The organism is Pandoraea anhela (assembly GCF_902459655.1).
Taxonomy (GTDB): domain Bacteria; phylum Pseudomonadota; class Gammaproteobacteria; order Burkholderiales; family Burkholderiaceae; genus Pandoraea; species Pandoraea anhela.
This window is the reverse complement of the sequence record NZ_CABPSB010000004.1, coordinates 98,451-121,978: the sequence shown is the minus strand read 5'-3', so window position 1 is coordinate 121,978 and position 23,528 is coordinate 98,451. Positions and strand designations below refer to the sequence as shown.

The following is a 23,528-nucleotide window of genomic DNA, read 5'->3' as shown; positions in this document are numbered from 1 at the left end:
GTTGAGCGATACGGTGCATAGCGGTCTGTTGACCGTGGTGGATTACGCGGCCATCGCCATTCTGCTCGGTTCGATGTTGCTGGGCATGCTGCGCGGACTGGTGCGCGAGCTGTTCAATCTGGTGGGCTGGGTCGTGGCGTTCTTTGTGGCCCGCGCCTTCGGCCCGACCGTGGCGCACTGGCTGCCCGCCGACCTTCCCGGCGGCGAGCTGACGCAGGGCGCGCTAGGGTTCCTGGTGGTGCTCGTCGCAGTGGTGTTCGGCGCCGGTATCGTGAGTGCGCTGGTGGGGCGCATGACCGATCTGATCGGCTTGCGTCCGGCCGATCGCGGACTCGGAATGTTGTTCGGTATCGTTCGCGGCATTCTGCTCTTGATGTTGTTGGTGGTCGCCGCCAAGTTAACGGCGTTGCCGCAACAGCCGGTCTGGCAACAATCGTTGACGCGTCCGTGGGTGGAAGCCGGGCTGGACCGGCTCATGCCTTATCTGCCCGAGGCCGTGCAGCATTACCTGCGCAAGCCCGAGACCGCCGTGCCGAACGTCAATCCGATGGGCACGACGATGCCCTTGCCACAGTTGGAACCTTACCGTGGTGGTCAGGGCAGCAGCCGGTCGGGTGACGGCGTGCCGCGTCCTGCGGGTGGCCAGAGCGGTTCGCTGAGCGGTGTCGTCGACGGCGTTGCCAGCGAAGTGACGAACGAAGTGAAGCAGGGGGCGACGAAAGCCGTATCGACCCGCTTGTCGAACCTCATGGGTGGCGCGCTTCGCGACACCAGCGGGACGGCGCTGTCCGGTGCAAGGCTGAGCGCCGACGGTGCGGATGAGCGCGCGGGCGCGCAGCCGCAGGGCTGGGGTATGCGTAGCGGTGGATCGGGCGGCTCGGGCATCCCGGGTGGATCGCCCACGCCGTCGACCGGCCTGCACAAGGTTTCCGAATGACGGATAATACTGTCCGTTTGACGCAGATTTCGATGTTTTTTGAAGGATTCATGCCATGTGTGGCATTGTCGGTGTAGTCTCCAAATCCCCGGTCAACCAGTTCATTTACGATAGCTTGCTGCTGTTGCAGCACCGCGGCCAGGACGCCGCGGGTATCGCGACGACGGATGGCCAGTCCTTCTACATGCACAAGGGCAACGGCATGGTGCGCGACGTGTTCCGCACGCGTAACATGCGCGACTTGCCGGGCACGGTCGGTATCGGTCAGGTGCGCTACCCGACGGCGGGCTCGTCGAGCGCGGCACAAGCCCAGCCGTTCTATGTGAACGCGCCGTACGGCATCGTGCTCGCCCACAACGGCAACCTGACGAACTGGGAACAGCTCAAGGACGAGATGTTCCGCGTCGACCGCCGCCACATCAACACGACTTCCGACTCCGAAGTCCTGCTCAACGTGCTGGCGCACGAGTTGCAGGAAAGCTCGCGCGACGGGCTGTCCGTCGAGTCGCTGTTCCAGGCGGTGAGCAAGGTGCACGGTCGTCTGCGCGGTTCCTACGCCATCGTCTCCATCGTCTCCGGCTTCGGTCTGCTGGCCTTCCGTGACCCGAACGGCATCCGTCCGCTGTGCATCGGCCGCTTCGACGGCCCGAACGGCACGGAGTGGATGGTGGCCTCGGAATCGGTGGCGCTCGAAGGCATGGGCTTCGCGTTCGAGCGCGACGTCAAGCCGGGAGAAGCGATCTTCATCAGCAACGACGGCGAACTGACGTCGAAGCAGTGCTCGGCCTCGGCATCGATGCACCCGTGCATTTTCGAACTCGTGTATCTGGCGCGCCCGGACTCGGTGCTCGACGGCGTGCCGGTCTACGACGCGCGTCTGCGCATGGGCGACTACCTCGCCGAGAAGATCCGCCGCGAGATCGACTACAAGGACATCGATGTGGTCATGCCGATTCCGGACTCCAGCCGTCCGGCCGCCATGCAGGTCGCCAAGCGTCTGGGGCTGAACTATCGCGAAGGCTTCTTCAAAAACCGCTACGTCGGTCGTACCTTCATCATGCCCGGTCAGGCGATGCGCAAGAAGTCGGTGCGCCAGAAGCTCAACGCCATGCGCGTGGAGTTCAAGGACAAGAACGTGCTGATCGTCGACGACTCGATCGTGCGCGGCACGACCAGTCAGGAAATCGTGCAGATGGCGCGCGACGCGGGGGCCCGCAAGGTGATCTTCGCGTCGGCGGCGCCGCCCGTGAAGTTCCCGAACGTGTACGGCATCGACATGCCGACGCGCAGCGAACTGGTCGCACATGACCGCAGCGACGAAGACGTCGCCCGCATCATCGGCGCCGACGAGCTGATCTATCAGGACGTCGAAGACATGAAGGCCGCCGTGCGCGACATCAATCCGGCGCTCTCCGACTTCGATGCGTCGTGTTTCGACGGCAATTACATCACCGGTGACGTCACGCCCGAGTACCTGAATCGTCTGGAGCAGCAGCGCAAGGCGCCCAAGGCGCCGGTGGTGGAAGCCAGCGAAGGCGATGAAAACGAACCGCGCGGCGCACAACTGGGCCTCTGAGCCACGCCGGCTCGGCAGTACGGCCGGACGCCCCGAGAGATCGGGGCAACCGGTTGGGGCGGCGGAGTTTTTCCTTCCTCGCCCGCAACGTGCTACACTGCACATCACGTCGATTTGATTTCAGCTTGCGGACGTGGGGGAACATCCCCGAAACAGCTAAAGCGAGGCCTAGACAGATGGATTTCGAGCCCGTTTTGCTGACAAGCGAAACGGGCTTTTCTTTTTTTGGCCGGCGAGCGCGCCGACCCAATGACGAGACACACGATGGATTCCTTCGACTTCGATACCCTGGCGGTGCGCGCGGGCACGCAGCGCTCCGAGTTTGGTGAACATTCCGAGGCGCTGTACCTGACTTCGAGCTTCGTTTTCAAGAGCGCAGCCGAGGCCGCCGAGCGCTTTGCGCATTCGGAAGAGGGCTTTACGTACTCGCGCTTCACCAATCCGACCGTATCGATGTTCCAGGACCGGCTGGCGGCGCTCGAAGGCGGCGAGGCCTGCATGGCCACGGCATCCGGCATGAGCGCCATCGTGTCGGTCGTGATGGCGGCGCTCTCGGCCGGCGACCATCTGGTGAGCTCGCAAAGCATTTTCGGCTCGACGCTGAACGTCTTCTCGACGATCTTCAGCCGGTTCGGTGTCGAGACGACCTTCGTCGATCCGACCGACCTCGATGCGTGGCGCGCCGCGATCCGTCCGAACACGAAGATGTTCTTCCTGGAAACGCCGTCCAATCCGCTCACCGACATTGCCGACATCGAAGCGATCGGCAAGATCGCGAAGGAAGCGGGCGCGCTGTTCGTCGTCGACAACTGTTTCTGTACGCCGGTGTTGCAGCGTCCCATCGAATACGGTGCAGACGTGGTGGTGCACTCGGCGACGAAGTACCTCGACGGTCAGGGCCGTGTGCTCGGCGGCGCTATCGTCGGCAAGAAGGACTTCATCATGGGCAAGATCTTCACGTTCGTGCGCAGCGCCGGTCCGACGCTCTCGGCGTTCAACGCCTGGGTGTTGCTCAAGGGGCTGGAGACGTTGTCGCTGCGCGTCGAGAAGCAATCGGCCAATGCCCTCGAACTGGCGAAATGGCTGGAGCAGCAGCCGCAGGTCGGCCGCGTGTTCTACCCGGGCCTGCCGTCGCACCCGCAGTACGAACTGGCGAAGCGTCAGCAGAAGTCGGGGGGGGCCATCGTCGCGTTCGAACTCAAGGGGGCGACGCCCGCCGAGCAGCGCGAGAACGCCTGGCGCGTGATCGACAACACGCGTGTGTGCTCGATCACCGGTAATCTCGGTGACACGCGCACGACCATTACCCACCCGGCGAGCACCACGCATGGTCGTATCACGCCGGAAGCGCGCGCTGCGGCGGGCATCACCGAAGGGTTGATCCGTCTGGCGGTCGGTCTGGAGTCGCCGGCCGACATTCAGGCCGATCTGGCGCGTGGTTTCATCAGCTGAGCGGCAAGGACAAGCGTCGATCATGAGTCAATTCTGGAGTGCAGGCGTCGCGGATCTGACGCCTTATGTCCCCGGTGAGCAACCGCAGATGCAGCGGCTCATCAAGCTCAACACCAACGAAAATCCGTACGGTCCTTCGTCGCGCGTGCTCGCGGCCATTCGCGAAGCGCTCGGTGTCGACGCCGACGCGCTCAAGCGATATCCCGATCCGGACGCACGTTGTTTCAAGCAGGCGATTGCGACACGCTTCGGCCTCGATATCGCGAACGTCCACGTGGGCAACGGTTCCGATGAAGTGCTCGCGAACGTGTTTCAGGGCCTGCTGAAGCACGACAAACCGATTCTGTATCCGGACATCACGTACAGCTTCTACCCCGTGTACTGCGGGCTATATGGCGTGGCGTTCGAGACCGTGCCGCTCACGGACACGTTCGAGATCGACGTCGACGATTACCTCAAGCCGAATGGCGGCATTATTTTCCCGAATCCGAATGCACCGACGGGGCGCGTGCTGGCGTCTGGCGAGATCGAGCGTCTGCTCGCCGGCAATCCTGACTCGGTGGTGGTGATCGACGAGGCGTACATCGACTTCGGCGGTGAGACCGCTGCCGGACTGATCGCGACGTATCCGAACTTGCTGGTGGTGCAGACGCTCTCGAAGTCGCGCTCGCTCGCCGGTTTGCGGCTGGGTTTCGCCATCGGTCACAAGGATCTGATCGAGGCGCTGGAGCGGGTGAAGAACAGCTTCAACTCGTATCCGCTCGACCGTCTGGCGCAAGCCGCGGGCGTGGCGGCCATCGAGGACGAAGCGTACTTCGACCAGACGCGCCAGGCCGTGATCCAGAGCCGCGAGGCCCTGGCGACGCGCCTGACGGCACTCGGTTTCGAGGTGTTGCCGTCGAAGGCGAACTTCGTGTTCGTGCGTCACCCGTCGCACGACGCGGCGCAACTGGCCGCCGCACTGCGCGAACGTTCGATCATCGTGCGTCACTTCAAGCATGCACGCATCGCCCAGTTCCTGCGCATTACCGTGGGCACGGAAGACGAATGCATGGCCTTGACGAATGCGCTGAGCGAGATCGTACCGCGCGGGTGACGGCGGTCAGTCCGCCGATGTGGCGTCAACCCGCGTCCAGCGATACGGCTGCCGCCGCCGACGGCACGTAAGCGCGGCCGTTGATGCGACGCGGTATCGGCGCGAACGTATCGCTTAGCAAGTCGTGAGAGGCGTCGTAATACGGCGTCTCGATGTCGAGCAATCCGAGCATCGTGTGTTCGAGGCGGTCAGTCTGATATGGGCGGGCCTCCAACGCGGCGCGCGTCTGGGCCGGGGGCGCGTCGCGTTGCCACACCAGCATCGGGATCTCGTAGCCGGAAGCGTCGGCCACCGATTGCCCCGCGTGATTGCGCGTGTGACCGACCTCCTGCGCGTGATCCGAACTGAACAGCAGGCTCGCGTCGAACGGCGCGGACAGTGTCATCGTCTTGCGAATCAGATGGGAGACGACGTAGTCGTTGTACGCGATGGCATTGTCGTAATCGTTGCGCGCATGACGCACCCAGAGCGAGCGCCCCTGTGCTTCGAGGTTCGTCATTACCAGATCGTCGGTATTGTCGAAGCGGGCGAAGTCGTCCGGATAGCGCATGTCGTAGGTCGGATGCGCTCCCAGCAGATGCACGACGATGAGCTTGCGTGGCGCGTCGTCCGCCAATGCCGTTTCCACATGCGGTAGCAGGTTGCCGTCGACGTTGTTCTCGCCGCGCCCGGCTCCCTTGTTGATGAACACGCGCTCGTCGGCCCGGTTGGCGACCAGTCCCAGCCAGCCATCGTTGGGCACCTGATTCGAGATCCAGTAGGTGCGATACCCGGCGGCCTTGGCGAGCATCACGACGTCCGGCTTGTGTGTCCACGCCTCGGGGTCGTCGAGATTCGCGGGCGTGAGCATCTTCATCAGCGACGCCATCGTCGCCGGCTCCGACGACACGACATCCCGGAAGACGGTCAGCTCGTCGCGCAACGAGCCGAGCATCGGCGTGGTATTGCGCGGGTAGCCGTAGATCGACATGTTGTTGCGGTTCAGGCTCTCGCCGATGACCCACACGACGGTCTTGCGTGCCGGTCCGTGATACCGCACCCGCCACTCGGCCGGTCTGGCCATGTTGCGCTCGAGTTCGCGTTGCAACTCGTTGGCGTGCGCGAGCTGGCCCTTGTAGTCGAGGTAGCGAATCGGCCAATAGAGCAGCGGGTTCTCCTTGGCCATCGTCGGATTCAGATGCAGCGCGAGAAAACCCGTGAAGAGGGTGGCGACGGCGAGCTTGCTGCTGCGTCGCAACGATACGGCGGGCTGCGATGCCTCCGCGCGCGACAGCCGCCGCTCCATTACGGCGACTGCCGTCATCAGCATGGCGAAGGCGGCGCTGGCCTCGGAGACGTCGCGCCAGTTGTGACGGAAGAATTCCCCGGCTTCCGAAGGATTCGTGTTGAACACTGCCTGCAACACCAGCAGATGATTCGGACGCAGACCGAAGTAATCGCGCAGGAACCCTTTGGTCGCGGCGTCGAGGAAGAAGATGGCAATCACGCCCAGCGTCGTCGCGCTCAACCACCCGGGGCGCGCCTTGAGCACCAGGCAGAGCCCCGCAAGGCCCGGCAGCGCGGTCGCCATGATCGCGGCGCTTTTGCCGTACTCGCTCGCGCTGAGCATACCGAGCGCCCAGAACGCCGCCAGCCCGCCCAGCCCGAGGCTCAGGCGGTAAAGAAGTGATTTCAAAGTGGAGATCCCCCGATGCTGCTGGCACGTTGCAACGTGCCTGTCGATTTTCGCCATCGGGCGACGGTGATAGACCGTTGCCCGATGGCTGCGATTCGACCAGATATTGGGAAATTGGTGTCGCGAACCCTCGATTTTTGGGACGAATACCGTTCTGTTTTGGGTGGTTGCTCAGGAATCCATCGTGCCGTGCATCAATGCAGACGCGCCCCGTTGGGCACGGCACGATCCACGCCCGCCAGAACGATGGCCCCGGCCGCATCGGCGAACCCGGTCACCAGCACTTCCGACACGACGCCGGCGATGCGTTTCGGGGCGAAGTTGCACACACACAGCACCTGCCGGCCGACGAGGCCCTCCGGCGTGTAATGCACCGTGACTTGGGCGCTCGACGTTTTCACTCCCAATTCGCCCAGATCCACTTCCAGCACATAAGCGGGCTTCTTCGCTTTCTCGTTGACGCGGGCCGCCACGACGGTGCCCACACGCAACTCGATCTTCTCGAAGTCCTGCCATTCGATGGTGTTCGCTGCGTCTGCCTTGTTGGTGGAATCCGTCATTTTCTGCCCCCTTGCTTTGTCGATCAATGACTCAGCGGCGAGCGTAACCCGGCGCCGCCAGGGCGGGCTTGTGAAATTCGGCAGACGGCGCTCGCGCGGCCGCCTCGCGCTCGCCGGTCTCGCCCACCCGGGCCACCTCAGCCATCTCGTGCGTCGTGGGCGACACGCGCGCGACGCCACGCGGCCGGCGTGAGGCCGTAGTGCTGGCGGAAGGCGTGGGTGAGGGCGCTCTGATCGTTGAAGCCCACATCGAGGGCGATGTCGGCGAGCGGCGCGTCGTGTGTCAGCAGCAGCGAGGCGGCGCGTGCGAGCCGCAGGCGCACGAGGTGCCGATGAGGCGTCTCGCCGGTCATCGCCACGAAACAATCGTGAAAGTGGCGAACGCTCATGCCGGCTTCTTGTGCGAGCGTCGCCGTATCCACCGGGGCCGCCAGATCCGCTTGCAGCCTCGCGTCGACCTGCGCCAGATCCAGCCTGACCGTGCGCGACCCGTGCCGTGCCGGCCCCAGCCGCGCCGTGAGCGCTTCTAGCCATTCGCGCACGACCGGATCGCCGGCATCGAGCGGACGTCCTGCGTCCACGCTCGCGTTCACCCGGTTGGCCAGCGTCAGCAACGTCGCATCGAGCGCAAAGAAGGCGGCGTGGGCAAACGCGCGCGCCGTGCCGGTCTGCCGGGCGATGTGCGAGGGCACATCAAGCACGACCTGCCGGTTCGGCCCGTCGCCGCGGTAGTCGTGACGCACGCCTGCGGGAATGACCGCGCCGTTGCGCGCGCCGACGCGTCCGAATGTCGCGGCATCCCCGTCGAGCGAGAGCGACATGCGGCCCGACAGCCCGATCACGACCTGATGGAAGTCGTGCGTGTCGGTGCTGTCGGTCGGACGGTACTCGCGCAGTTCGAGCATCGGAGCGGAGGCGGACATGAGGGTGCGAAAACTCAGGATGGCGAACCCTTATCACCGTTCTGGGGAATAAGGCCGCAAAGGTGCATGACTTAAGGTTATGAAAAAACGCGCAAAGCTATCCCGGATTGATTGGTTCGGCCGCGCAGGACGGGTCGCTACACTGATTCTCCAGTGGCCGGCGCATCCCGGCCGACATCGCACACGCGGGGGGGCAGGCCCGGCGCCCATGCGGTGCGCTTCGATATCTCAGGGCCGGTGGCCCGTCTTTGGCAGGGAAGTATGACATACGCCGTCACGATCTCCGGTAGCCCGTCGGCTGCCTCGCGCAGCGCCCGGTTGCTGCGTTTCGTCGAATCCGAACTGGCCGAGGCCGGTATCGAGGTTCGCCGCATCGATATTCGCGCGCTGTCGCCGGCCGCGCTACTGGCCGCCGACACGTCGCACGACGACCTGCGGTATGCCCTCGCGCAGGTCGCCGGTGCACAGGCCGTGGTCGTCGCCACGCCGGTGTACAAGGCGGCCTATAGCGGTCTGCTCAAGGCGTTTCTCGACGTATTGCCGCAAGATGGTCTGGCCGACAAGCTCGTCGCGCCGTTCGCCACCGGGGGAAGCCCGGCGCACTTGCTGGCGCTCGATTACGCGCTCAAGCCGGTGCTTTCCGCGCTGGGGGCTCAACATATTCTGCGCGGGGTGTTCGCCGTCGATCAGCAGGTGCCGAAGGAAGAGGACGCCACGCTCGACGCCGCGATCGCCGAGCGACTCGGGGCGAGCGTCGATCAACTCTCGCAATGGCTGCACGAGCGCGAAGTGATTCGCCAGTGGCCCGCCAACGCCGCCGGAGATATCCGATCGGCGCGCTCTGCCCGTTCGGCCCAAGGCGCAGCACGCCCCACGCTCGCAGCCTGATCGTCGGAGTCCGTATGCAAGTCTTCTGGTTCATTCCGACGCACGGCGATACCCGTTATCTCGGCACTTCCGACGGCGGGCGTCTGTTCGATTTCGATTACGCACGTCAGGTCGCCAGCGCGGTCGATTCGCTCGGTTACGAAGGGGTGCTGCTGCCGACAGGGCGCTCGTGCGAAGACGCCTGGGTAACGGCGTCGAGCCTGATCGGCGCGACGCGCCATCTGAAATTTCTCGTCGCCATTCGGCCGGGCATCGCATCGCCCGCGCTGACGGCGCGCATGGCTTCGACATTCGACCGTCTGTCGGGCGGCAGGCTGTTGATCAACGTCGTGACGGGCGGTGACGCCGGCGAACTCGAAGGCGACGGTTTTTTTGCCGATCATGCCGAGCGCTATGCCGTCACCGACGAATTCCTGCGCATCTGGCGTGGGATTCTGGAGACATCGCATCGCGGGGAGAGCGTCGATTTCGAGGGCGAACATTTGCGGGCGAAGGGGGCGAAGCTGTTGTACCCCCCCGTGCAAACGCCGTATCCGCCGCTGTATTTCGGCGGGTCGTCGGAAGCCGCGCGTCAGATCGCCGCCGAGCAGCTCGATGTCTACCTGACGTGGGGCGAGCCGCTTGCCGATGTGGCCGAGAAGATTGCGGACGTGCGTGCGCGCGCCGCCAAACTCGGCCGGACCTTGCGCTTCGGGCTGCGCCTGCACGTGATCGTTCGGGAGACGGAAGACGAGGCATGGCGCGCTGCCGATTCGCTCATCAGCAAGCTCGACGACGAGACCATCGCGCGGGTGCAGGCGCAGTACGCCAAGATGGATTCGGAAGGGCAGCGGCGCATGGCGGCGCTGCATGGCGGACGTCGCGACAAGCTCGTGATCGCGCCGAACCTGTGGGCCGGCGTAGGGCTGGTGCGCGGCGGGGCGGGGACGGCGCTCGTGGGCGACGGCCCGACGGTGGCCGCGCGCCTGCGCGAGTATGCGGATCTGGGCATCGACACCTTCATCCTGTCGGGCTATCCGCACCTCGAAGAGGCCTATCGCTTCGCCGAACTGGTATTCCCGCATCTGCCCGAGCGGGTGCGCGAGAAGCTCGGCAACGTTGCGCTGTCGGGCCCGGTGGGTGAGGTCATGGCGAACAACATCGTGCCGCAGGCATCGCAAAGCTGAGCGGGCGCGGCGGCGACTGCCGCCCCGGACCGCCAGCCTCGCCACGCATGACTTCAACACATGACTTCACTTTGAACGGAACGCACACGGGGCCGTAGCGCCCCGGGGGAAATTCGCATGACCCAAACTACGACATCGATCCCGAGCGACGCTGCCACCGGCGTCGGCGACGCGGCAGCTGCCCGCCAGCGTGGCCCGCTGCCGCGCTACTGGCGCACCGTCGCTCGCCGTCTCGCGCCGTGGGCCGTGCCCGTCGTGCTGGTCGCTCTCTGGCAACTGGCCGCCGAAGAAGGCTGGCTCTCGACGCGCGTCTTGCCGGCGCCGTCCGCCGTCGTCGAGGCGGCATGGCAACTCGCGATCACCGGCCAGATCTGGCGCGACATCGGTGTGTCGACCGGACGCGCCGTCATCGGCTTCGTGATCGGCGGCGGCCTCGGCCTGCTGCTCGGCATGCTCACCGGTTTGTCGCGCGTGGCGGAAACCGCGCTCGATTCGTCGTTCCAGATGCTGCGCAACATCCCGCATCTGGCGCTGATTCCGCTGGTGATCCTGTGGTTCGGCATCGACGAGAAAGCCAAGCTGTTCCTCGTGTCGATCGGTGTGTTCTTCCCGATGTACCTCAACACGTACGCCGGGATTCGCGCCGTCGATCCGGCGCTGGTCGAAATGGCGCGCAGCTACGGCCTGCGTGGCTGGGCGCTCTATCGCGACGTGATTCTGCCGGGCGCATTGCCGTCGATTCTGGTCGGCGTGCGGTTTTCGCTGGGGCTGATGTGGGTGACGCTGATCGTGGCGGAAACCATTTCGGCGCAATCGGGGATCGGCTATCTGACGATGAACGCTCGCGAGTTCCTGCAAACCGATATCGTGCTCGTGGGGATCCTGCTGTACGCGTTGCTGGGCAAGCTGGCCGACGTGCTGGCCAAGGAACTGGAATTTCGCTGGTTGCGCTGGCATCCGGCCTTTCAACGAGGAGCCGCTGCATGAGCGCACAACAACTGGCCCCGGTCGCGGGCGCCGATATCGAAGCCGAATGGACCGCCGAGCAGCGCGCGACGGCCAATGCCGGCAAGTTGGCACTCGATCCGCAAGCCGATCCGTTCGGCACGCAACTGCCGATCGGGGGCAATGCCGGCGTCAACGTCAACGCGGGCGTATCGCGTACCACCGCAGGGACGAATCTTAAAGTGGTGCGTCCGGCGAGTGACGCGAGCACGTCGACAGCCGCTGACGGCCTGCGTATCGAAGCCGTCGGCAAGCGTTACGGCGAGCGCTCGGTGCTATCGGATTTTTCGCTGACGATTCCGCGTGGCGGATTCGCCGCCATCGTGGGACGCAGCGGTTGCGGCAAGTCGACGCTGCTGCGCCTGATCGCCGGGCTGGAGACGCCGGACGCCGGGCGCATCACGCTCGATGGCCATGCGCTGGGCGGCGTGTCGGGTAAGGGGGCTCCCCAGACGACGACCCGCATCATGTTTCAGGATGCGCGTCTGCTGCCATGGCGCACCGTGCTGGAGAACGTGGCTATCGGCCTGCCGAAGTCGTCGCATGCGAAGGCGTTGGAAGTGCTGCGCGAGGTCGGCCTCGCCGAGCGCGCCAACGATTGGCCGAGCCGCCTGTCGGGCGGCCAGCGCCAGCGCGTGGCGTTGGCGCGAGCGCTGGTGCACCAGCCGGATCTGCTGCTGCTCGACGAACCGCTCGGGGCGCTCGACGCGCTCACCCGCATCGAAATGCATGCCCTGATCGAACGACTCTGGCGCGCGCACGGTTTCACTGCGCTGCTCGTCACGCACGACGTTCAGGAAGCGGTGGCGCTCGCCGATCGTGTGGTGCTCATCGAGCAAGGACGCCTCGGCCTCGACCAGCCGGTGTCGCTGGCGCGTCCGCGAGCGCGAGGCAGCGTCGAATTCGCGGGACTCGAAGCGCAGGTGCTCGCCCGTGTGCTGCAAACCGACGTGGCGCCGCCGTCTCACGTGGCCACCGCCGAGCCGCTGTGGCCGGCGGCGACCGTGCGCTGGGCCATTTGAGCCGCATCACCGTTTTTTAAACTTTTCCGAACACAGGAGTTCACCATGGGTATCACCGCCATCAACGTCCGTAACCAGTTCAAGGGCCGTATTCGTGAAATTCTGCGCGGCCCGGTGCTGTCCGAAGTCGACGTCGAGACGCCGAGCGGCATCGTGACGTCGGTCATCACCACGCGCTCGATCGACGAACTGCGCCTCGACGTCGGCTCCGAAGTCGTGGCGCTCGTCAAAGCCACCGAAGTGTCGCTGGCCAAGCTCTGAAATCGTCTTTCGGACTCGGCGTCGGCATGCCGTCTTTGGTGTCGCGACGCCGGCATCCGACGCACACAAGGGCGATGTCCGATGCCGGTGGCAGGAAATTCCGAGTCCCGGCTAGGACAGTGCCGCGAATGCACGCACTCGGCTGATATAATGACGGCTTCCGAATGTTGGCGACCCGCCTGCGCGAGACCCTCCGCTGCGGGCGTTTTTGTTTGTCGCCGACGCGATGCACCGAAGCCAAACCATGACCACTGTCCGCACCCGCTTTGCGCCTAGCCCGACCGGTTTCATCCATCTGGGCAATATCCGTTCCGCTCTCTATCCGTGGGCCTTTGCGCGTCACAACAACGGCGCGTTCGTCCTTCGCATCGAGGACACCGATCTCGAGCGTTCGTCGCAGGAAGCCGTGCAGGTCATTCTCGAAGGCATGGAATGGCTCGGCCTCGACTATGACGAAGGTCCGTTCTATCAGATGCAGCGCATGGATCGCTATCGCGAAGTGCTGGAGCAACTGAAGGCGGGCGGCCACGTCTATCCGTGCTACATGAGCGTGGAAGCGCTCGACGAATTGCGTGAGCAACAACGTGAACGGGGCGAGAAGCCGCGTTACGACGGACGCTGGCGTCCGGAGCCGGGTAAGGTGCTGCCCGAGCCGCCGGCCGGCGTGCAGCCGGTGTTGCGCTTCAAGAACCCGCTCACCGGCAGCGTGATCTGGGAAGACGCCGTGAAGGGCCGCATCGAGATTTCCAATGAGGAACTCGACGATCTGGTGATCGCGCGTCCGGACGGGACCCCGACGTACAACTTCTGCGTGGTCGTCGACGACATCGACATGGACATCACGCACGTGATTCGTGGCGACGACCACGTCAACAACACGCCGCGTCAGATCAACATCTTCGAAGCGCTCGGCAAGCAGCCGCCGGTGTACGCCCACTTGCCCACGGTCCTCAACGATCAGGGCGAGAAGATGTCCAAGCGTAACGGCGCCATGAGCGTGGTGCAGTACCGCGAAGAGGGCTATCTGCCCGAAGCGGTGGTGAACTATCTGGCGCGTCTGGGCTGGGCGCACGGCGACGCGGAAGTGTTCTCGCGCGAGCAGTTCGTCGCGTGGTTCGATCTGGAGCATCTGGGCAAGTCGCCGGCGCAGCACAATCCGGAAAAGCTGCTGTGGCTGAACAATCAGTATCTGAAGCAGGCCGACAACGTGCGTCTGGCCGGGCTCACCGAGCCGTTCCTGCAAAAGGCCGGTGTGTCGATCGACGGTGGTCCGTCGCTCGCGGGTGTCGTCGGTCTGTTCAAGGATCGCGCGAACACGATCAAGGACATCGCGGCGAGCGCCGAGATGTTTTACCGTCAGCCGGCGCCGTCGGCAGAAGATGTGGCGCAGCATCTGACCGAAGCCGCGCGTGCTGCGGTAAAGGACCTTGCGACCGCGCTGGCCGCGCTGCCCGAGTGGAAGAAGGAAGCCATTTCGCCGGCGTTCAAGGCGACGCTCGCGCAGCACGGCATGAAGATGCCGCAGCTCGCCATGCCGGTGCGTTTGCTCGTGGTCGGCACGACGCATACGCCGGCCATCGATGCCGTGCTCGAACTGCTCGGCCGCGATACGGTGCTGGCGCGTCTGGGCGCCTGATCGGCGGGCCCGTCTGCGTCGACCGCGATGTTTGCGGGAGACGCTTCGGCGCCGCCAACGGTGGCGCCGGACGCAAAAAACCCGGGATGCGTGTGCATCGCCGGGGTTTTTTTACGAGGCAGGCCGCAGATACGTGCCCGTCTCGGGCTTACGCCTGCGAGTTGCTTTCCGCGCTGAGCGAGAGCGTCGTGCCGGTCTTCGACGACGTTGCCGGTCGCTTCGTGAGCGAGTACCCGTCAAGCAACTTGACCATTTGCGCGTAAATCTTCGGATTGGCGGCGAGAATTTCGCCTTCGAACAGGAAGTTCGATTCGCCCGTGTAGTTCCCGACCAGCCCGCCGGCTTCGGTGATGAGCAGGCTGCCTGCGGCCATGTCCCACGGGTTCAGGCCTTGCTCGAAGAAGCCGTCCATGCGGCCGGCGGCAACGTTGGCCAGGTCCAGGGCAGCGGCGCCCGGGCGACGAATGCCGGCGCAGTGTTCCGTCATCGTGCCGAACATTTTCAGATAGTTTTCCACGCCTTGCATGTCGCGGAACGGGAAGCCCGTGCCGATCAGGCCGTCGGCCAGACGGTCGCGACGCGAGACGCGAATGCGCTTGCCGTCGAGGAATGCGCCGCGGCCACGCGAGGCGGTGAAGAGTTCGTTGCGGGTCGGATCGTAGACGACGGCCTGCGACACGATGCCCTTGTGGGCGAGTGCGATCGACGTGCAGTAGTAGGGCAGGCCGTGAATGAAGTTGGTGGTGCCGTCCAGCGGATCGATGATCCACTGGTATTCCGAGTCGGCGTTGCCGTGCTCCTCGCCCGATTCTTCGGCGAGGATGGCGTGGTCGGGGTAGGCTTCCAGGAGGACGTTGATGATCGCTTGCTCAGCCGCTTTGTCCACTTCCGTCACGAAGTCGTTGTGTTGCTTCTTGCTGACCTTGACGGTATCGATGTCGAGGGAGGCCCGGCTGATGATGGTGCCGGCGCGGCGCGCGGCTTTCACCGCGATATTGAGCATGGGATGCTGCATGACAGATTCCTGTTAAGGCCATCGCTGACGGTACGTACGGCCCCCATTGGGCCGGCCGTCAGGCGTGGCGGACAAAGCGAACGAATTGAGCAAGAGCGATGCCCGGCAAGCGCCGCGCACAAAATGGCGGCTCGTTTGCGGGGGCGAAAACGCGTATTTTAGCAAAAACGCGTGCGTCGCGCTCCGGAAACTGTGATTTCTGACCCTTTTTATGTCTCTCACGGCGCAGGTCTTTCACGGCGCAGGGGGCATCGATACGCCGGGTGCCTGCCGCGCAGCGTGGTCGAGATCGCTCGCCTCACGGCGTCCCTCCGTGCTCCCGCCGATGCGCGCGGAACACCTCCTGAAGCGCCCGTGAAGTCCCCGTGAAGCCCCCTTGCCCCCTCGATTCAGGCAAAATAGCGGCATTGCGCGGCGCCGGAAGCCTCCGGCGTGGCGCGCTCGCGGTCGTTTTTCGTGACCTCCGGCCGTCCCCCCGGCCGTCCTCTCCTTTCACACCTCGTTTCCGTCATCGCCGTCTCATGTCCCAGTCTGTTGCCGTCTCTTCGTCGCCTGTGTTCGATCAAGTGCGTTTCGTGCTCAACGAGACGAGCCATCCCGGCAACGTCGGTTCGGCGGCGCGGGCGATCAAGACGATGGGGTTCGGGCGTCTGGTGCTCGCAGCGCCACGTGCGGGCGCCGATGTACTGCACGACCCGGACGCGGTGGCGCTTGCGAGCGGCGCCGACGATGTTCTCGCGAACGCGCTTGTCGTGCCGGATCTCGATGCGGCGTTGCACGGCGTGAGTTGGGCGGTGGCGCTCTCCGCCCGCTCGCGCGAATATGGCCCGCCCAACGCCGAACCGCGCGAGAGCGCGGCTCTTGCCGTGCAGCACGCCGGGCAGGGCGAGTCGGTGGCGTTCGTCTTCGGCAGCGAGCGGACCGGTCTGTCGAACCCCGACGTAGCGCGTTGCAACGCGCTCGTGCATATCCCGGCCAATCCCCTCTACAGCTCGCTCAATCTCTCGCAGGCGGTGCAACTGATCGCGTGGGAGATGCGCATGGCATGTCTTGCGCACGCGCGTGGCGACGGGCAGGGCGTTGCAGTCCCGGTGGCGCCGTCGCCTGCTGTCGCGACCTCCGACACGCTCGCGACGCGCGACGACGTCGAAGGCATGCTCACGCATCTGGAGCGCGCGCTCGTCGATCTCGATTTCCTCGATCCGGACAATCCGAAGAAGCTCATGGCGCGTCTGCGTCGTCTCTTTGCGAAGAGCCACCTGGAGCGTGAAGAGGTCAATATCCTGCGGGGCATCGCAAAGCACATTCTGGAGCGCAAGGGGCGTCGTTGATGACGGCAACGCAATCGTGGAGTGGCAGAGCGGCAGAGCGGCAGAGCAGGCCGAGGAAAAATCCCATACAATCCTCAGTCACAAGCTTATACGTCTCTTGCGGATATGAACCGTTTGCGCCAGCGTTGCGCCGCTTCTCTGCCTTATCACGTCCACTGTTGTTAGCCCTGCGCTGACCCGTGTGACGCGCCGCTGTGCTTCGCCTGCGCGTTACGCTTTTGCCCTTCCCCGCACCTTTCTGCACCGACCGCCGGCGATCGCCGGCCCGCGCTGCGTATGCGTGCCCATGCCAACAGGCGTCGATCCGCCCCGAGACGGCCGGACGACGTACGACAGGACCGTCACCAGGCTTATGTTTACCCGTCTTCGCGAAGATATCGCCGCCATCCGGCAAAAGGATCCCGCCGCCCGCAGCAACTGGGAAGTCTTCACCTGCTATCCCGGTCTGCATGCCGTGATGCTGCACCGTGTGGCGAATCGCTGCTGGACGGCCGGCTTCAAGTGGCTGGGACGCTACGTTTCGCAGTACGCGCGCTTTCTCACCGGCATCGAGATTCATCCGGGCGCGACGCTCGGACGCCGTGTCTTCATCGATCACGGCATGGGTGTCGTGATCGGCGAGACGGCGGTCATTGGCGACGACTGCACGATCTACCAGGGAGTGACGCTCGGGGGTACGTCGCTCACGCGCGGGGCCAAGCGGCATCCGACGCTGGAGGCCGGCGTAATCGTCGGCGCCGGCGCGAAAGTGCTTGGCGGTTTTACGGTCGGCGAGGGGGCGAAAATCGGGTCGAACGCGGTCGTGGTGAAGGCGGTGCCTGCGGGTGGCACGGCGGTGGGGAATCCGGCACGTATCGTTCGTCCCGACACGCCGCGCGAGGGGGCGGGCGTGACATCGGGCGGCAATGTGCGCAAGACGGAGTTCTCCGCCTACGGCATTACGCCCAACGCGGACGATCCCGTCTCGCTCGCGATTCACGGCCTCATCGAGAACGCGACCGATCAGTCGCACAAGATCGACGTGATGGTGGCTGCGCTCAATCAACTCGGCGCGCATCTCGAAGCGCTCGGGGCGAGCAAGATCGATACCGCCGAACTGCGCAAGCTCGGCAAGGAAATTCAGGATATGTGACGCGTCCCGACGCGTGTGCCGGATGCGCCAAGGTAACGACGGCCCGCTGACAAGCGGGCCTGGCGTGCCGCTAGGACGTCTGGTGCGGTTCCGCCGATGTGGACAGCGCGAGATCGATGGCCCGCAGTCCGTGGGCGTCCCATTGCAGGTAACCACCGCGCGGCGGATCGATGTCGAACTCCCAGTCGGGCAGCACCCAGCGCACGCGGCGGCCGTCGGCATGTCGGGCCGGTCGATGCGTGTGGCCGTGCACGAGCGTGCGCTCGCCGGCGGCGTCGAGCAGCGCCTTGATGGCGTTCGCGTTGGCATCGGCATACGCCATGCGATGCGCGCCTTTGGCGGCGCTGCGTCGGCGGATGCGGTCCGCAATGCCCATGCGCAAGCGCAGCGGCAACGTCAGGAAAATGGCCTTGCCCAGCGGTGAGTGGGCGATACGGCGAAAGCGCTGATAGCCCACGTCGTCAGTGCACAACTGGTCGCCGTGACTGAGCACCAGCGCCTGGCCGAGAAACCGGAAAACGCAGGGATCGTCGAGCATGACCGCGCCTGCGGCACGTGCGAAGCGCTTGCCGAGCAGAAAGTCGCGGTTGCCGCGCATGACGGCGATAGGTACACCGCTGGCCGACAGCGCCGCCATCGCGGCCGTCATGCGGCGTGCGAAGACGCCGAGCGGTTCGGCAGGGGCCGCGGCATGAGGATCGTGACCCCGGTCGGCATCGAGCATGTCGTCGCCGATCCAGTATTCGAACAGATCGCCGAGGATGAAAAGAATGGACGCTTCTCGCGCGGGACCGCGCAGGAAGTCTTCGAAGACTTGCACCGTGCGCGGCAGGGCCGGCGAGAGGTGAAGATCGGAAATGAAAAGCGCGGGCCCGTCGCCCCGTGGTGTCACGGGGCATTGCGGGCACCGCGCAGTCGATACTGGCATCGAGTGTCGCAGTTCGCGGGATGCGCGCTTACGCGACGATCACGGCCTTCTCGATGACGACGTCGTCGACCGGCACGTCCTGATGGAAGCCCTTCGAGCCCGTCTTCACGCCCTTGATCGCGTCGACCACTTCCTGGCCTTCAACGACCTTGCCGAACACGGCGTAACCCCAGCCTTGCGGCGTCGGTGCGCTGTGGTTCAGGAAGTCGTTGTCGTTCACATTGATGAAGAACTGCGCCGTGGCCGAATGCGGATCGTTGGTGCGCGCCATCGCCAGCGTGTACTTGTCGTTCTTCAGGCCGTTGTTGGCTTCGTTCTCGATCGGCGTTTCGGTCGGCTTTTGCTTCATGCCGGCTTCGAAACCGCCGCCCTGAACCATGAAGCCGTTGATGACGCGGTGGAACACCGTGCCGTCATAAAAACCGTTCTTCACATAGTTCAGGAAGTTCGCGACCGTCTTGGGGGCCTTGGCTTCGTCGAGTTCGATACGAATGACGCCGTGATTGGTGTGCAGTTCAACCATGATGCTTTCCTTCTGATGAAATGGTCCTGGCGGGCCGGAGGATTTTCAGCGCTTGACGACGCTGGCCGATTCGATCACGACCGTCGTGGCAGGCACATCGGAATACATGCCCTTGCGGGTCGTGGCCACACCCTTGATCTTCTCGACGGTGTCCATGCCGGACACCACTTTGCCGAATACCGTATAGCCGAAGCCGTCCGGGTTGGGGTAATCCAATGACGCATTATCCTTCACATTGATGAAGAATTGCGCGGTCGCCGAGTTCGGGTCCGACGTGCGGGCCATGGCGATGGTGCCGATCGTGTTCTTCAGGCCGTTTTTCGACTCGCTCGGAATCGCGGCGCGCGTGGGCTTCTGATCCATGTTGGGCGTGAAGCCGCCGCCCTGAATCATGAAGCCGTTGATCACGCGATGGAAGATCGTGCCGTTGTAGAAACCGTCGTTGACGTATTGCAGAAAGTTTTCGACCGTCTTGGGGGCGGCCTTCGGGTTGACTTCGACCACGAAGTTGCCGAGCGACGTCTTGAACTGCACTTGCGGTTGGGCGCTCTGGGCAAGGGCGGGCAGGCTCGCGCCGCTCAGCGCGGCGGCGGCAACGACGCTGCCGACGCCGCCGAGCAACGCGCGACGCAGACGATTCGGAAAGGACATGCGTGTCTCCATGACGAAAATCGAACGTGAATCAAACGTAAAGGGAATCGCGAGAGTCGCTTCGATTCGAAGCGGCGCGCTTAGTTGCCCGACTTGCCGACGTTTTTCAGTGCGGCGTCGTCGCTCGCCTTTTCAGGGGAGGGCGTCTGACCGACAGGTGCGGCGCGTTGCGGCGAGAGCATGTTCGACAGCACCTTTTCGCGATTCGACACACGCGCCGTCGGTGCGAGCTTCAGAGATTTCTGATAGGCCTGTTGCGCGAGCTTGGCATAGATGTCGCCGAGGTTCGCATAGGCGACGGCAAAGTTGGGGTTGTTGCGAATCGCGTTCTCGAGGGCGGCGCGCGCCTTGTCGTACTCACCGGCCTGCGCATAGAGCGCCGCGAGGTTGTTGAACGGCTCGGGCAGTTCAGGGAAGTCTTGCGTGAGCGCCGTGAAGGCGTCGATCGCTTGCGCATTGCGTCCCAATTCCATCAGCACGCGGCCGCGCGTGAAGCGCACCTGTGCGTCGCGCGGATATTGCTTCAGATGCTCGTCGATCTTCGTCAGGGCAGCGTTGAAATTGCCCGCGTCGACCAGCTTGTTGATGGCCGACTCGCTGGCTTGTTGCGGCGTTTGCAGCGGGGCGGGCGGCGGCGGATCGGTGATGGCCTGCGCGCCGGCGGGCAGCGCGAACAGCGCGCCGGCGAGACCGAGGGTGGCGCCTGCGAGCCGCAGCGCGCGGGCGCTGCGAATGGCAGCGGCGACCGGACGGATGCCGATGACAAGGCGCGCGGGCATGCGCGTGGACGAGTGCAAAAGTGACCGGCTTCGTTGCGTCATAGTGGGTGCTTGGGATACCTGAGAGGTGCGCAAGAGATGCTATACTCGGCCGCATTCTAACAAAACACCTGCGCCCGGCCCGCGCCATTTCTCGATGTGGCGGTGGAGGCGGTTCGCAGGTTCGTTTTTTCTACCGCACGGCGCGCAGCCCGCCTCGCGATATCGCTCTCGTCTCACCTGAGGATATCGTCGCAGCGTCCGGCGCTGTTGCCGCCCGGTCAAGCGCATATCTATGGATTCACTCCGTGTCTACAACTCGCTCGCGCGAGATAAACAGTCGTTCGTCCCCCTCGTCGCTGGCGAAGTCCGCATGTATGTCTGCGGGATGACGGTGTACGACTACTGTCACATCGGTCATGCGCGCGTGATGGTGGTGTTCGACATGGTGCAGCGCTGGTTGCGCACGCTCGGCTATCGCGTGACGTATGTGCGAAACATCACCGATATCGACGACAAGATCATCAAGCGCGCCGTCGAGAACGGCGAGACGATGCGCGAGCTCACGACACGTTTTATTGCCGCGATGCATGAAGACGCCGATGCGCTCGGCGTTCAGCGTCCGGATCACGAGCCGCGCGCGACCGATTTCATTCCGCAGATGGTGGACATGATCGGCACGTTGCAACGCAACGGCTACGCCTATCAGGCCGAAGACGGCGACGTGAACTATGCCGTGCGCAAGTTCGCGAGCTACGGCCAGCTCTCGGGCAAGTCCATCGAGGATCTGCGCGCAGGCGAGCGTGTCGCGGCCAACACGGCCAAGCAGGATCCGCTCGACTTCGTGCTGTGGAAACGTGCGAAGGACACCGAGCCGGACGAATCGAAGTGGGCGTCGCCGTGGGGTGCTGGGCGTCCGGGCTGGCACATCGAGTGCTCGGCCATGAGCTGCCAGTTGCTCGGCAATCATTTCGACATTCACGGCGGCGGGGCGGATCTTCAATTCCCGCACCATGAGAACGAAATCGCGCAGAGCGAAGGCGCTACGGGCGAGACGTTCGTGAATTACTGGATGCACAACGGCTTCGTGCGCGTGGACAACGAAAAAATGTCCAAGTCGCTCGGCAACTTCTTCACCATCCGTGAAGTGCTGGCGAAGTTCGACGCGGAAGTCGTGCGCTTTTTCATCCTGCGCGCGCAGTACCGCAGCCCGCTCAACTACAGCGACGCCCATCTGGACGACGCCCGTGGCGGTCTGACGCGTCTCTATACGGCGCTCAAGGACGCGGCGGGCGACGGCGCGCCGCTCGACTGGAACGAGTCGTTCGCGCAGCGTTTCGCCGCCGCCATGAACGACGATTTCAATACGCCGGTCGCTATTTCCGTGCTGTTCGAACTCGCCGGCGAAATCAACAAGCAACGCGACCCCGTGCTGGTGCGCCAGTTGCTGGGATTGGCCGGCACGCTCGGGTTGCTGGGGCGCGATCCGCAATCGTTCCTGCAAGGCGCGATGGGCGGCCAGGCGCAGGGCGATGCCGATGCGCTGCGCGCGTCGGTCGAGGCGCGTATCGAGGCGCGTGCGCAGGCCAAGCGAGATCGGAATTTCGCCGAGGCCGACCGCATTCGCGCCGAGTTGCTGGCCGAGGGCATCGTGCTGGAAGACCGTCCCGGAGGCGCCACCGAATGGCGTCGTGCCTGAGCGCGACGCATCGAGGCGAAACTCATGGTGACTCGTAAATCCGTAGCCGCGAAGGTTGCGACCAAGACCACGACGGCCAAGCGTGCGGCAAGAGGTGCGGCCGGTGCGGCCGGCGCAACGAAGGCGGCCAGATCCGTAGCGACATCGGGCGACGGCTTGCGCCGCGCGCCGCGCAAGGTGGTCACGACCGCGACCACGACGAAACCCGTCGGCAAGACCCCGGCGAAGACGCCCACAAAGGCACCGGCGAAGACGTCCGGGACCGGCGCTGCCCGCAAGGCGGCGAGCCGGAAGGCCACGGAAAAGACTGAAAAGCCGGTGTCGAAAGTCGCAAAAAAAGCGGCATCGAAGACGGTCGCGAAGGGCTCTCGCAAGACGAGCGGGACGACGGCCGGATCGCCGGCTGCCTCGGTGGCGAGCACGCGTCGCGTGATCGCCAAGCGCGACGGCGAGACGCGCATCGTCACCCCCGAGATCGAGCGCATCGAGCAGGACGTCGTCGAGCAGGCGGTGACCGGCGTGGTGCCGTTGCCGGTGGCGCCGGGCGCCTCGCGCCCCGACTTCTGGGATCAGGCCTGTGCCGATCTGATGAAGCGCGACCGTATTCTCAAAAAGCTGATTCCCCAATTCGGTCCGGCACATCTGACCGGGCGTGGCGAGCCGTTCGTCACCCTCGCGCGCTCCATCGTCGGCCAGCAGATTTCCGTCAAGGCGGCGCAGGCCGTGTGGGATCGCGTCTTCGCGATCTGCCCGAAGCTTTCGCCGTCTCAGTTCATCAAGGCGGGGCACGATGCGCTCGCCGGATGCGGGTTGTCGCGCCGCAAGGCCGAGTACATCCTCGATCTGGCGACGCATTTCAAGTCGGGGGCGCTGCACGTCGATGCGTGGGCGAGCATGGACGACGAGGCCGTCATCGCCGAGCTGACCGGCATTCGCGGCATCGGCCGGTGGACCGCCGAAATGTTCCTCATGTTCAACCTGTTACGGCCGGATGTTCTGCCGCTGGACGACGTCGGCCTGATCAATGCGATCAGCGTCAACTACTTCAGCGGGGAACCCGTCACGCGCAGCGAAGCGCGAGAGGTGGCCGCCAACTGGGAGCCGTGGCGCTCCGTCGCCACGTGGTACATGTGGCGTAGCCTTGAACCGGTGCCGGTCGAATATTGACCGGATGCCGGTCGGTATTCGACGTCCGGCCGATCGCCGTTCGACCACTTATTGGTCGTTTTACGGTTTCTTTAGGGCCGAGGACGTATAATCCGCCTCCATCCCGTCTCGTCCAGTCATTTTTGAC

22 protein-coding genes are annotated in these 23,528 nt (G+C 64.6%); 14 read left to right on the top strand and 8 right to left on the bottom strand.

Annotation, left to right across the window (positions count from 1 at the left end; all coding sequences use genetic code 11):
* Window position 1: 1 nt before the first annotated feature.
* The 4 genes from PAN31108_RS07865 to hisC all read left to right on the top strand — a co-directional run bounded on the left by PAN31108_RS07865 (window position 2) and on the right by hisC (window position 5,061).
* Entirely contained in the window at window positions 2-937 is a 936-nt protein-coding gene (locus PAN31108_RS07865) for a CvpA family protein (protein ID WP_150668325.1), read from the top strand.
* Between the two features lie 55 nt (window positions 938-992).
* Window positions 993-2,513: an amidophosphoribosyltransferase gene (gene purF / locus PAN31108_RS07860; RefSeq protein ID WP_150668324.1), complete on the top strand. Its 1,521-nt coding sequence runs from the start codon at window positions 993-995 to the stop codon at window positions 2,511-2,513.
* A gap of 264 nt (window positions 2,514-2,777) precedes the next feature.
* Window positions 2,778-3,965: an O-succinylhomoserine sulfhydrylase gene (locus PAN31108_RS07855; protein WP_150668323.1), complete on the top strand. Its 1,188-nt coding sequence runs from the start codon at window positions 2,778-2,780 to the stop codon at window positions 3,963-3,965.
* Window positions 3,966-3,987: 22 nt separating this feature from the next.
* Window positions 3,988-5,061, top strand: coding sequence for a histidinol-phosphate transaminase (hisC, locus tag PAN31108_RS07850; RefSeq protein WP_150668322.1), 1,074 nt, complete (start codon window positions 3,988-3,990; stop codon window positions 5,059-5,061).
* Window positions 5,062-5,086: 25 nt separating this feature from the next.
* Here the strand turns inward: hisC and PAN31108_RS07845 are convergent, their stop codons facing one another.
* From PAN31108_RS07845 to PAN31108_RS07835, 3 genes are all read right to left on the bottom strand, one after another.
* Window positions 5,087-6,736: a phosphoethanolamine transferase gene (locus tag PAN31108_RS07845; RefSeq protein WP_150668321.1), complete on the bottom strand. Its 1,650-nt coding sequence runs from the start codon at window positions 6,734-6,736 to the stop codon at window positions 5,087-5,089.
* Between the two features lie 194 nt (window positions 6,737-6,930).
* Window positions 6,931-7,296, bottom strand: a complete 366-nt coding sequence (locus tag PAN31108_RS07840) for a tRNA-binding protein (RefSeq protein WP_150668320.1) — start codon at window positions 7,294-7,296, stop codon at window positions 6,931-6,933.
* Window positions 7,297-7,433: 137 nt separating this feature from the next.
* Window positions 7,434-8,219: an AraC family transcriptional regulator gene (locus PAN31108_RS07835; RefSeq protein ID WP_150668319.1), complete on the bottom strand. Its 786-nt coding sequence runs from the start codon at window positions 8,217-8,219 to the stop codon at window positions 7,434-7,436.
* Window positions 8,220-8,480: 261 nt separating this feature from the next.
* Here PAN31108_RS07835 and ssuE point away from each other — a divergent pair, with 261 nt between their 5' ends.
* The 6 genes from ssuE (at window position 8,481) to gltX (ending at window position 14,197) form a co-directional block, all read left to right on the top strand.
* Entirely contained in the window at window positions 8,481-9,107 is a 627-nt protein-coding gene (gene ssuE / locus PAN31108_RS07830; RefSeq protein ID WP_150668318.1) for an NADPH-dependent FMN reductase, read from the top strand.
* 14 nt (window positions 9,108-9,121) lie between these two features.
* Window positions 9,122-10,273 carry an FMNH2-dependent alkanesulfonate monooxygenase gene (gene ssuD, locus PAN31108_RS07825; protein WP_150668317.1) on the top strand — a complete coding sequence of 384 codons (1,152 nt, stop codon included), beginning with the start codon at window positions 9,122-9,124 and terminating at the stop codon, window positions 10,271-10,273.
* A 117-nt stretch (window positions 10,274-10,390) separates the two neighbouring features.
* Window positions 10,391-11,260, top strand: a complete 870-nt coding sequence (gene ssuC / locus PAN31108_RS07820) for an aliphatic sulfonate ABC transporter permease SsuC (protein ID WP_150668316.1) — start codon at window positions 10,391-10,393, stop codon at window positions 11,258-11,260.
* A complete protein-coding gene (locus PAN31108_RS07815; RefSeq protein ID WP_150668315.1) occupies window positions 11,257-12,300 on the top strand; it encodes an ATP-binding cassette domain-containing protein in 1,044 nt (347 codons plus the stop codon). The genes ssuC and PAN31108_RS07815 overlap by 4 nt, the downstream gene beginning before the upstream one ends.
* Before the next feature lie 45 nt (window positions 12,301-12,345).
* A complete protein-coding gene (locus tag PAN31108_RS07810) occupies window positions 12,346-12,561 on the top strand; it encodes a TOBE domain-containing protein (RefSeq protein WP_010807342.1) in 216 nt (71 codons plus the stop codon).
* A gap of 244 nt (window positions 12,562-12,805) precedes the next feature.
* On the top strand, window positions 12,806-14,197 hold the full coding sequence (gene gltX / locus PAN31108_RS07805; protein ID WP_150668314.1) for a glutamate--tRNA ligase: 1,392 nt from the start codon (window positions 12,806-12,808) through the stop codon (window positions 14,195-14,197).
* A gap of 148 nt (window positions 14,198-14,345) precedes the next feature.
* Here gltX and PAN31108_RS07800 read toward each other — a convergent pair whose 3' ends face one another.
* The gene (locus tag PAN31108_RS07800; protein WP_150668313.1) at window positions 14,346-15,212 is read right to left on the bottom strand and encodes an inositol monophosphatase family protein; all 867 of its coding nucleotides are present in this window, start codon (window positions 15,210-15,212) and stop codon (window positions 14,346-14,348) included.
* A 521-nt stretch (window positions 15,213-15,733) separates the two neighbouring features.
* Here PAN31108_RS07800 and PAN31108_RS07795 point away from each other — a divergent pair.
* Window positions 15,734-16,543 carry an RNA methyltransferase gene (locus tag PAN31108_RS07795; protein WP_150668312.1) on the top strand — a complete coding sequence of 270 codons (810 nt, stop codon included), beginning with the start codon at window positions 15,734-15,736 and terminating at the stop codon, window positions 16,541-16,543.
* Between the two features lie 352 nt (window positions 16,544-16,895).
* Complete coding sequence (cysE, locus tag PAN31108_RS07790) at window positions 16,896-17,675, top strand: serine O-acetyltransferase (RefSeq protein WP_150668311.1); 780 nt, start codon at window positions 16,896-16,898, stop codon at window positions 17,673-17,675.
* Between the two features lie 70 nt (window positions 17,676-17,745).
* Here the strand turns inward: cysE and PAN31108_RS07785 are convergent, their stop codons facing one another.
* The 4 genes from PAN31108_RS07785 to PAN31108_RS07770 form a co-directional block, all read right to left on the bottom strand.
* On the bottom strand, window positions 17,746-18,603 hold the full coding sequence (locus PAN31108_RS07785) for a UDP-2,3-diacylglucosamine diphosphatase (RefSeq protein WP_246183834.1): 858 nt from the start codon (window positions 18,601-18,603) through the stop codon (window positions 17,746-17,748).
* Window positions 18,604-18,631: 28 nt separating this feature from the next.
* Entirely contained in the window at window positions 18,632-19,126 is a 495-nt protein-coding gene (locus tag PAN31108_RS07780) for a peptidylprolyl isomerase (RefSeq protein ID WP_150668310.1), read from the bottom strand.
* A gap of 45 nt (window positions 19,127-19,171) precedes the next feature.
* Window positions 19,172-19,759, bottom strand: a complete 588-nt coding sequence (locus PAN31108_RS07775; RefSeq protein WP_370819598.1) for a peptidylprolyl isomerase — start codon at window positions 19,757-19,759, stop codon at window positions 19,172-19,174.
* Between the two features lie 98 nt (window positions 19,760-19,857).
* Window positions 19,858-20,556 carry a tetratricopeptide repeat protein gene (locus PAN31108_RS07770; RefSeq protein ID WP_150668308.1) on the bottom strand — a complete coding sequence of 233 codons (699 nt, stop codon included), beginning with the start codon at window positions 20,554-20,556 and terminating at the stop codon, window positions 19,858-19,860.
* Between the two features lie 274 nt (window positions 20,557-20,830).
* Here PAN31108_RS07770 and cysS point away from each other — a divergent pair, with 274 nt between their 5' ends.
* Together cysS and PAN31108_RS07760 are read left to right on the top strand one after the other, a co-directional pair.
* Window positions 20,831-22,234 (top strand): cysteine--tRNA ligase, encoded by a 1,404-nt coding sequence (gene cysS / locus PAN31108_RS07765; RefSeq protein WP_150668307.1) that lies wholly within the window; start codon window positions 20,831-20,833, stop codon window positions 22,232-22,234.
* Between the two features lie 24 nt (window positions 22,235-22,258).
* A complete protein-coding gene (locus PAN31108_RS07760) occupies window positions 22,259-23,401 on the top strand; it encodes a DNA-3-methyladenine glycosylase family protein (RefSeq protein ID WP_150668306.1) in 1,143 nt (380 codons plus the stop codon).
* Window positions 23,402-23,528 lie beyond the last annotated feature (127 nt).

What these genes read in the sequence shown, in the direction of transcription:
- hisC (WP_150668322.1), top strand. Translation starts at nt 3,988, where the DNA reads ATGAGTCAATTCTGGAGTGCAGGCGTCGCGGATCTGACGCCTTATGTC.
- PAN31108_RS07810 (WP_010807342.1), top strand. Translation starts at nt 12,346, where the DNA reads ATGGGTATCACCGCCATCAACGTCCGTAACCAGTTCAAGGGCCGTATT.
- PAN31108_RS07785 (WP_246183834.1), bottom strand. Translation starts at nt 18,603, where the DNA reads ATGCCAGTATCGACTGCGCGGTGCCCGCAATGCCCCGTGACACCACGG.
- PAN31108_RS07795 (WP_150668312.1), top strand. Translation starts at nt 15,734, where the DNA reads ATGTCCCAGTCTGTTGCCGTCTCTTCGTCGCCTGTGTTCGATCAAGTG.
- PAN31108_RS07780 (WP_150668310.1), bottom strand. Translation starts at nt 19,126, where the DNA reads ATGGTTGAACTGCACACCAATCACGGCGTCATTCGTATCGAACTCGAC.
- ssuC (WP_150668316.1), top strand. Translation starts at nt 10,391, where the DNA reads ATGACCCAAACTACGACATCGATCCCGAGCGACGCTGCCACCGGCGTC.
- cysE (WP_150668311.1), top strand. Translation starts at nt 16,896, where the DNA reads ATGTTTACCCGTCTTCGCGAAGATATCGCCGCCATCCGGCAAAAGGAT.
- purF (WP_150668324.1), top strand. Translation starts at nt 993, where the DNA reads ATGTGTGGCATTGTCGGTGTAGTCTCCAAATCCCCGGTCAACCAGTTC.
- cysS (WP_150668307.1), top strand. Translation starts at nt 20,831, where the DNA reads ATGGATTCACTCCGTGTCTACAACTCGCTCGCGCGAGATAAACAGTCG.
- PAN31108_RS07835 (WP_150668319.1), bottom strand. Translation starts at nt 8,219, where the DNA reads ATGTCCGCCTCCGCTCCGATGCTCGAACTGCGCGAGTACCGTCCGACC.
- ssuE (WP_150668318.1), top strand. Translation starts at nt 8,481, where the DNA reads ATGACATACGCCGTCACGATCTCCGGTAGCCCGTCGGCTGCCTCGCGC.
- ssuD (WP_150668317.1), top strand. Translation starts at nt 9,122, where the DNA reads ATGCAAGTCTTCTGGTTCATTCCGACGCACGGCGATACCCGTTATCTC.
- PAN31108_RS07800 (WP_150668313.1), bottom strand. Translation starts at nt 15,212, where the DNA reads ATGCAGCATCCCATGCTCAATATCGCGGTGAAAGCCGCGCGCCGCGCC.
- PAN31108_RS07815 (WP_150668315.1), top strand. Translation starts at nt 11,257, where the DNA reads ATGAGCGCACAACAACTGGCCCCGGTCGCGGGCGCCGATATCGAAGCC.
- PAN31108_RS07760 (WP_150668306.1), top strand. Translation starts at nt 22,259, where the DNA reads ATGGTGACTCGTAAATCCGTAGCCGCGAAGGTTGCGACCAAGACCACG.
- PAN31108_RS07840 (WP_150668320.1), bottom strand. Translation starts at nt 7,296, where the DNA reads ATGACGGATTCCACCAACAAGGCAGACGCAGCGAACACCATCGAATGG.
- gltX (WP_150668314.1), top strand. Translation starts at nt 12,806, where the DNA reads ATGACCACTGTCCGCACCCGCTTTGCGCCTAGCCCGACCGGTTTCATC.
- PAN31108_RS07855 (WP_150668323.1), top strand. Translation starts at nt 2,778, where the DNA reads ATGGATTCCTTCGACTTCGATACCCTGGCGGTGCGCGCGGGCACGCAG.
- PAN31108_RS07770 (WP_150668308.1), bottom strand. Translation starts at nt 20,556, where the DNA reads ATGCCCGCGCGCCTTGTCATCGGCATCCGTCCGGTCGCCGCTGCCATT.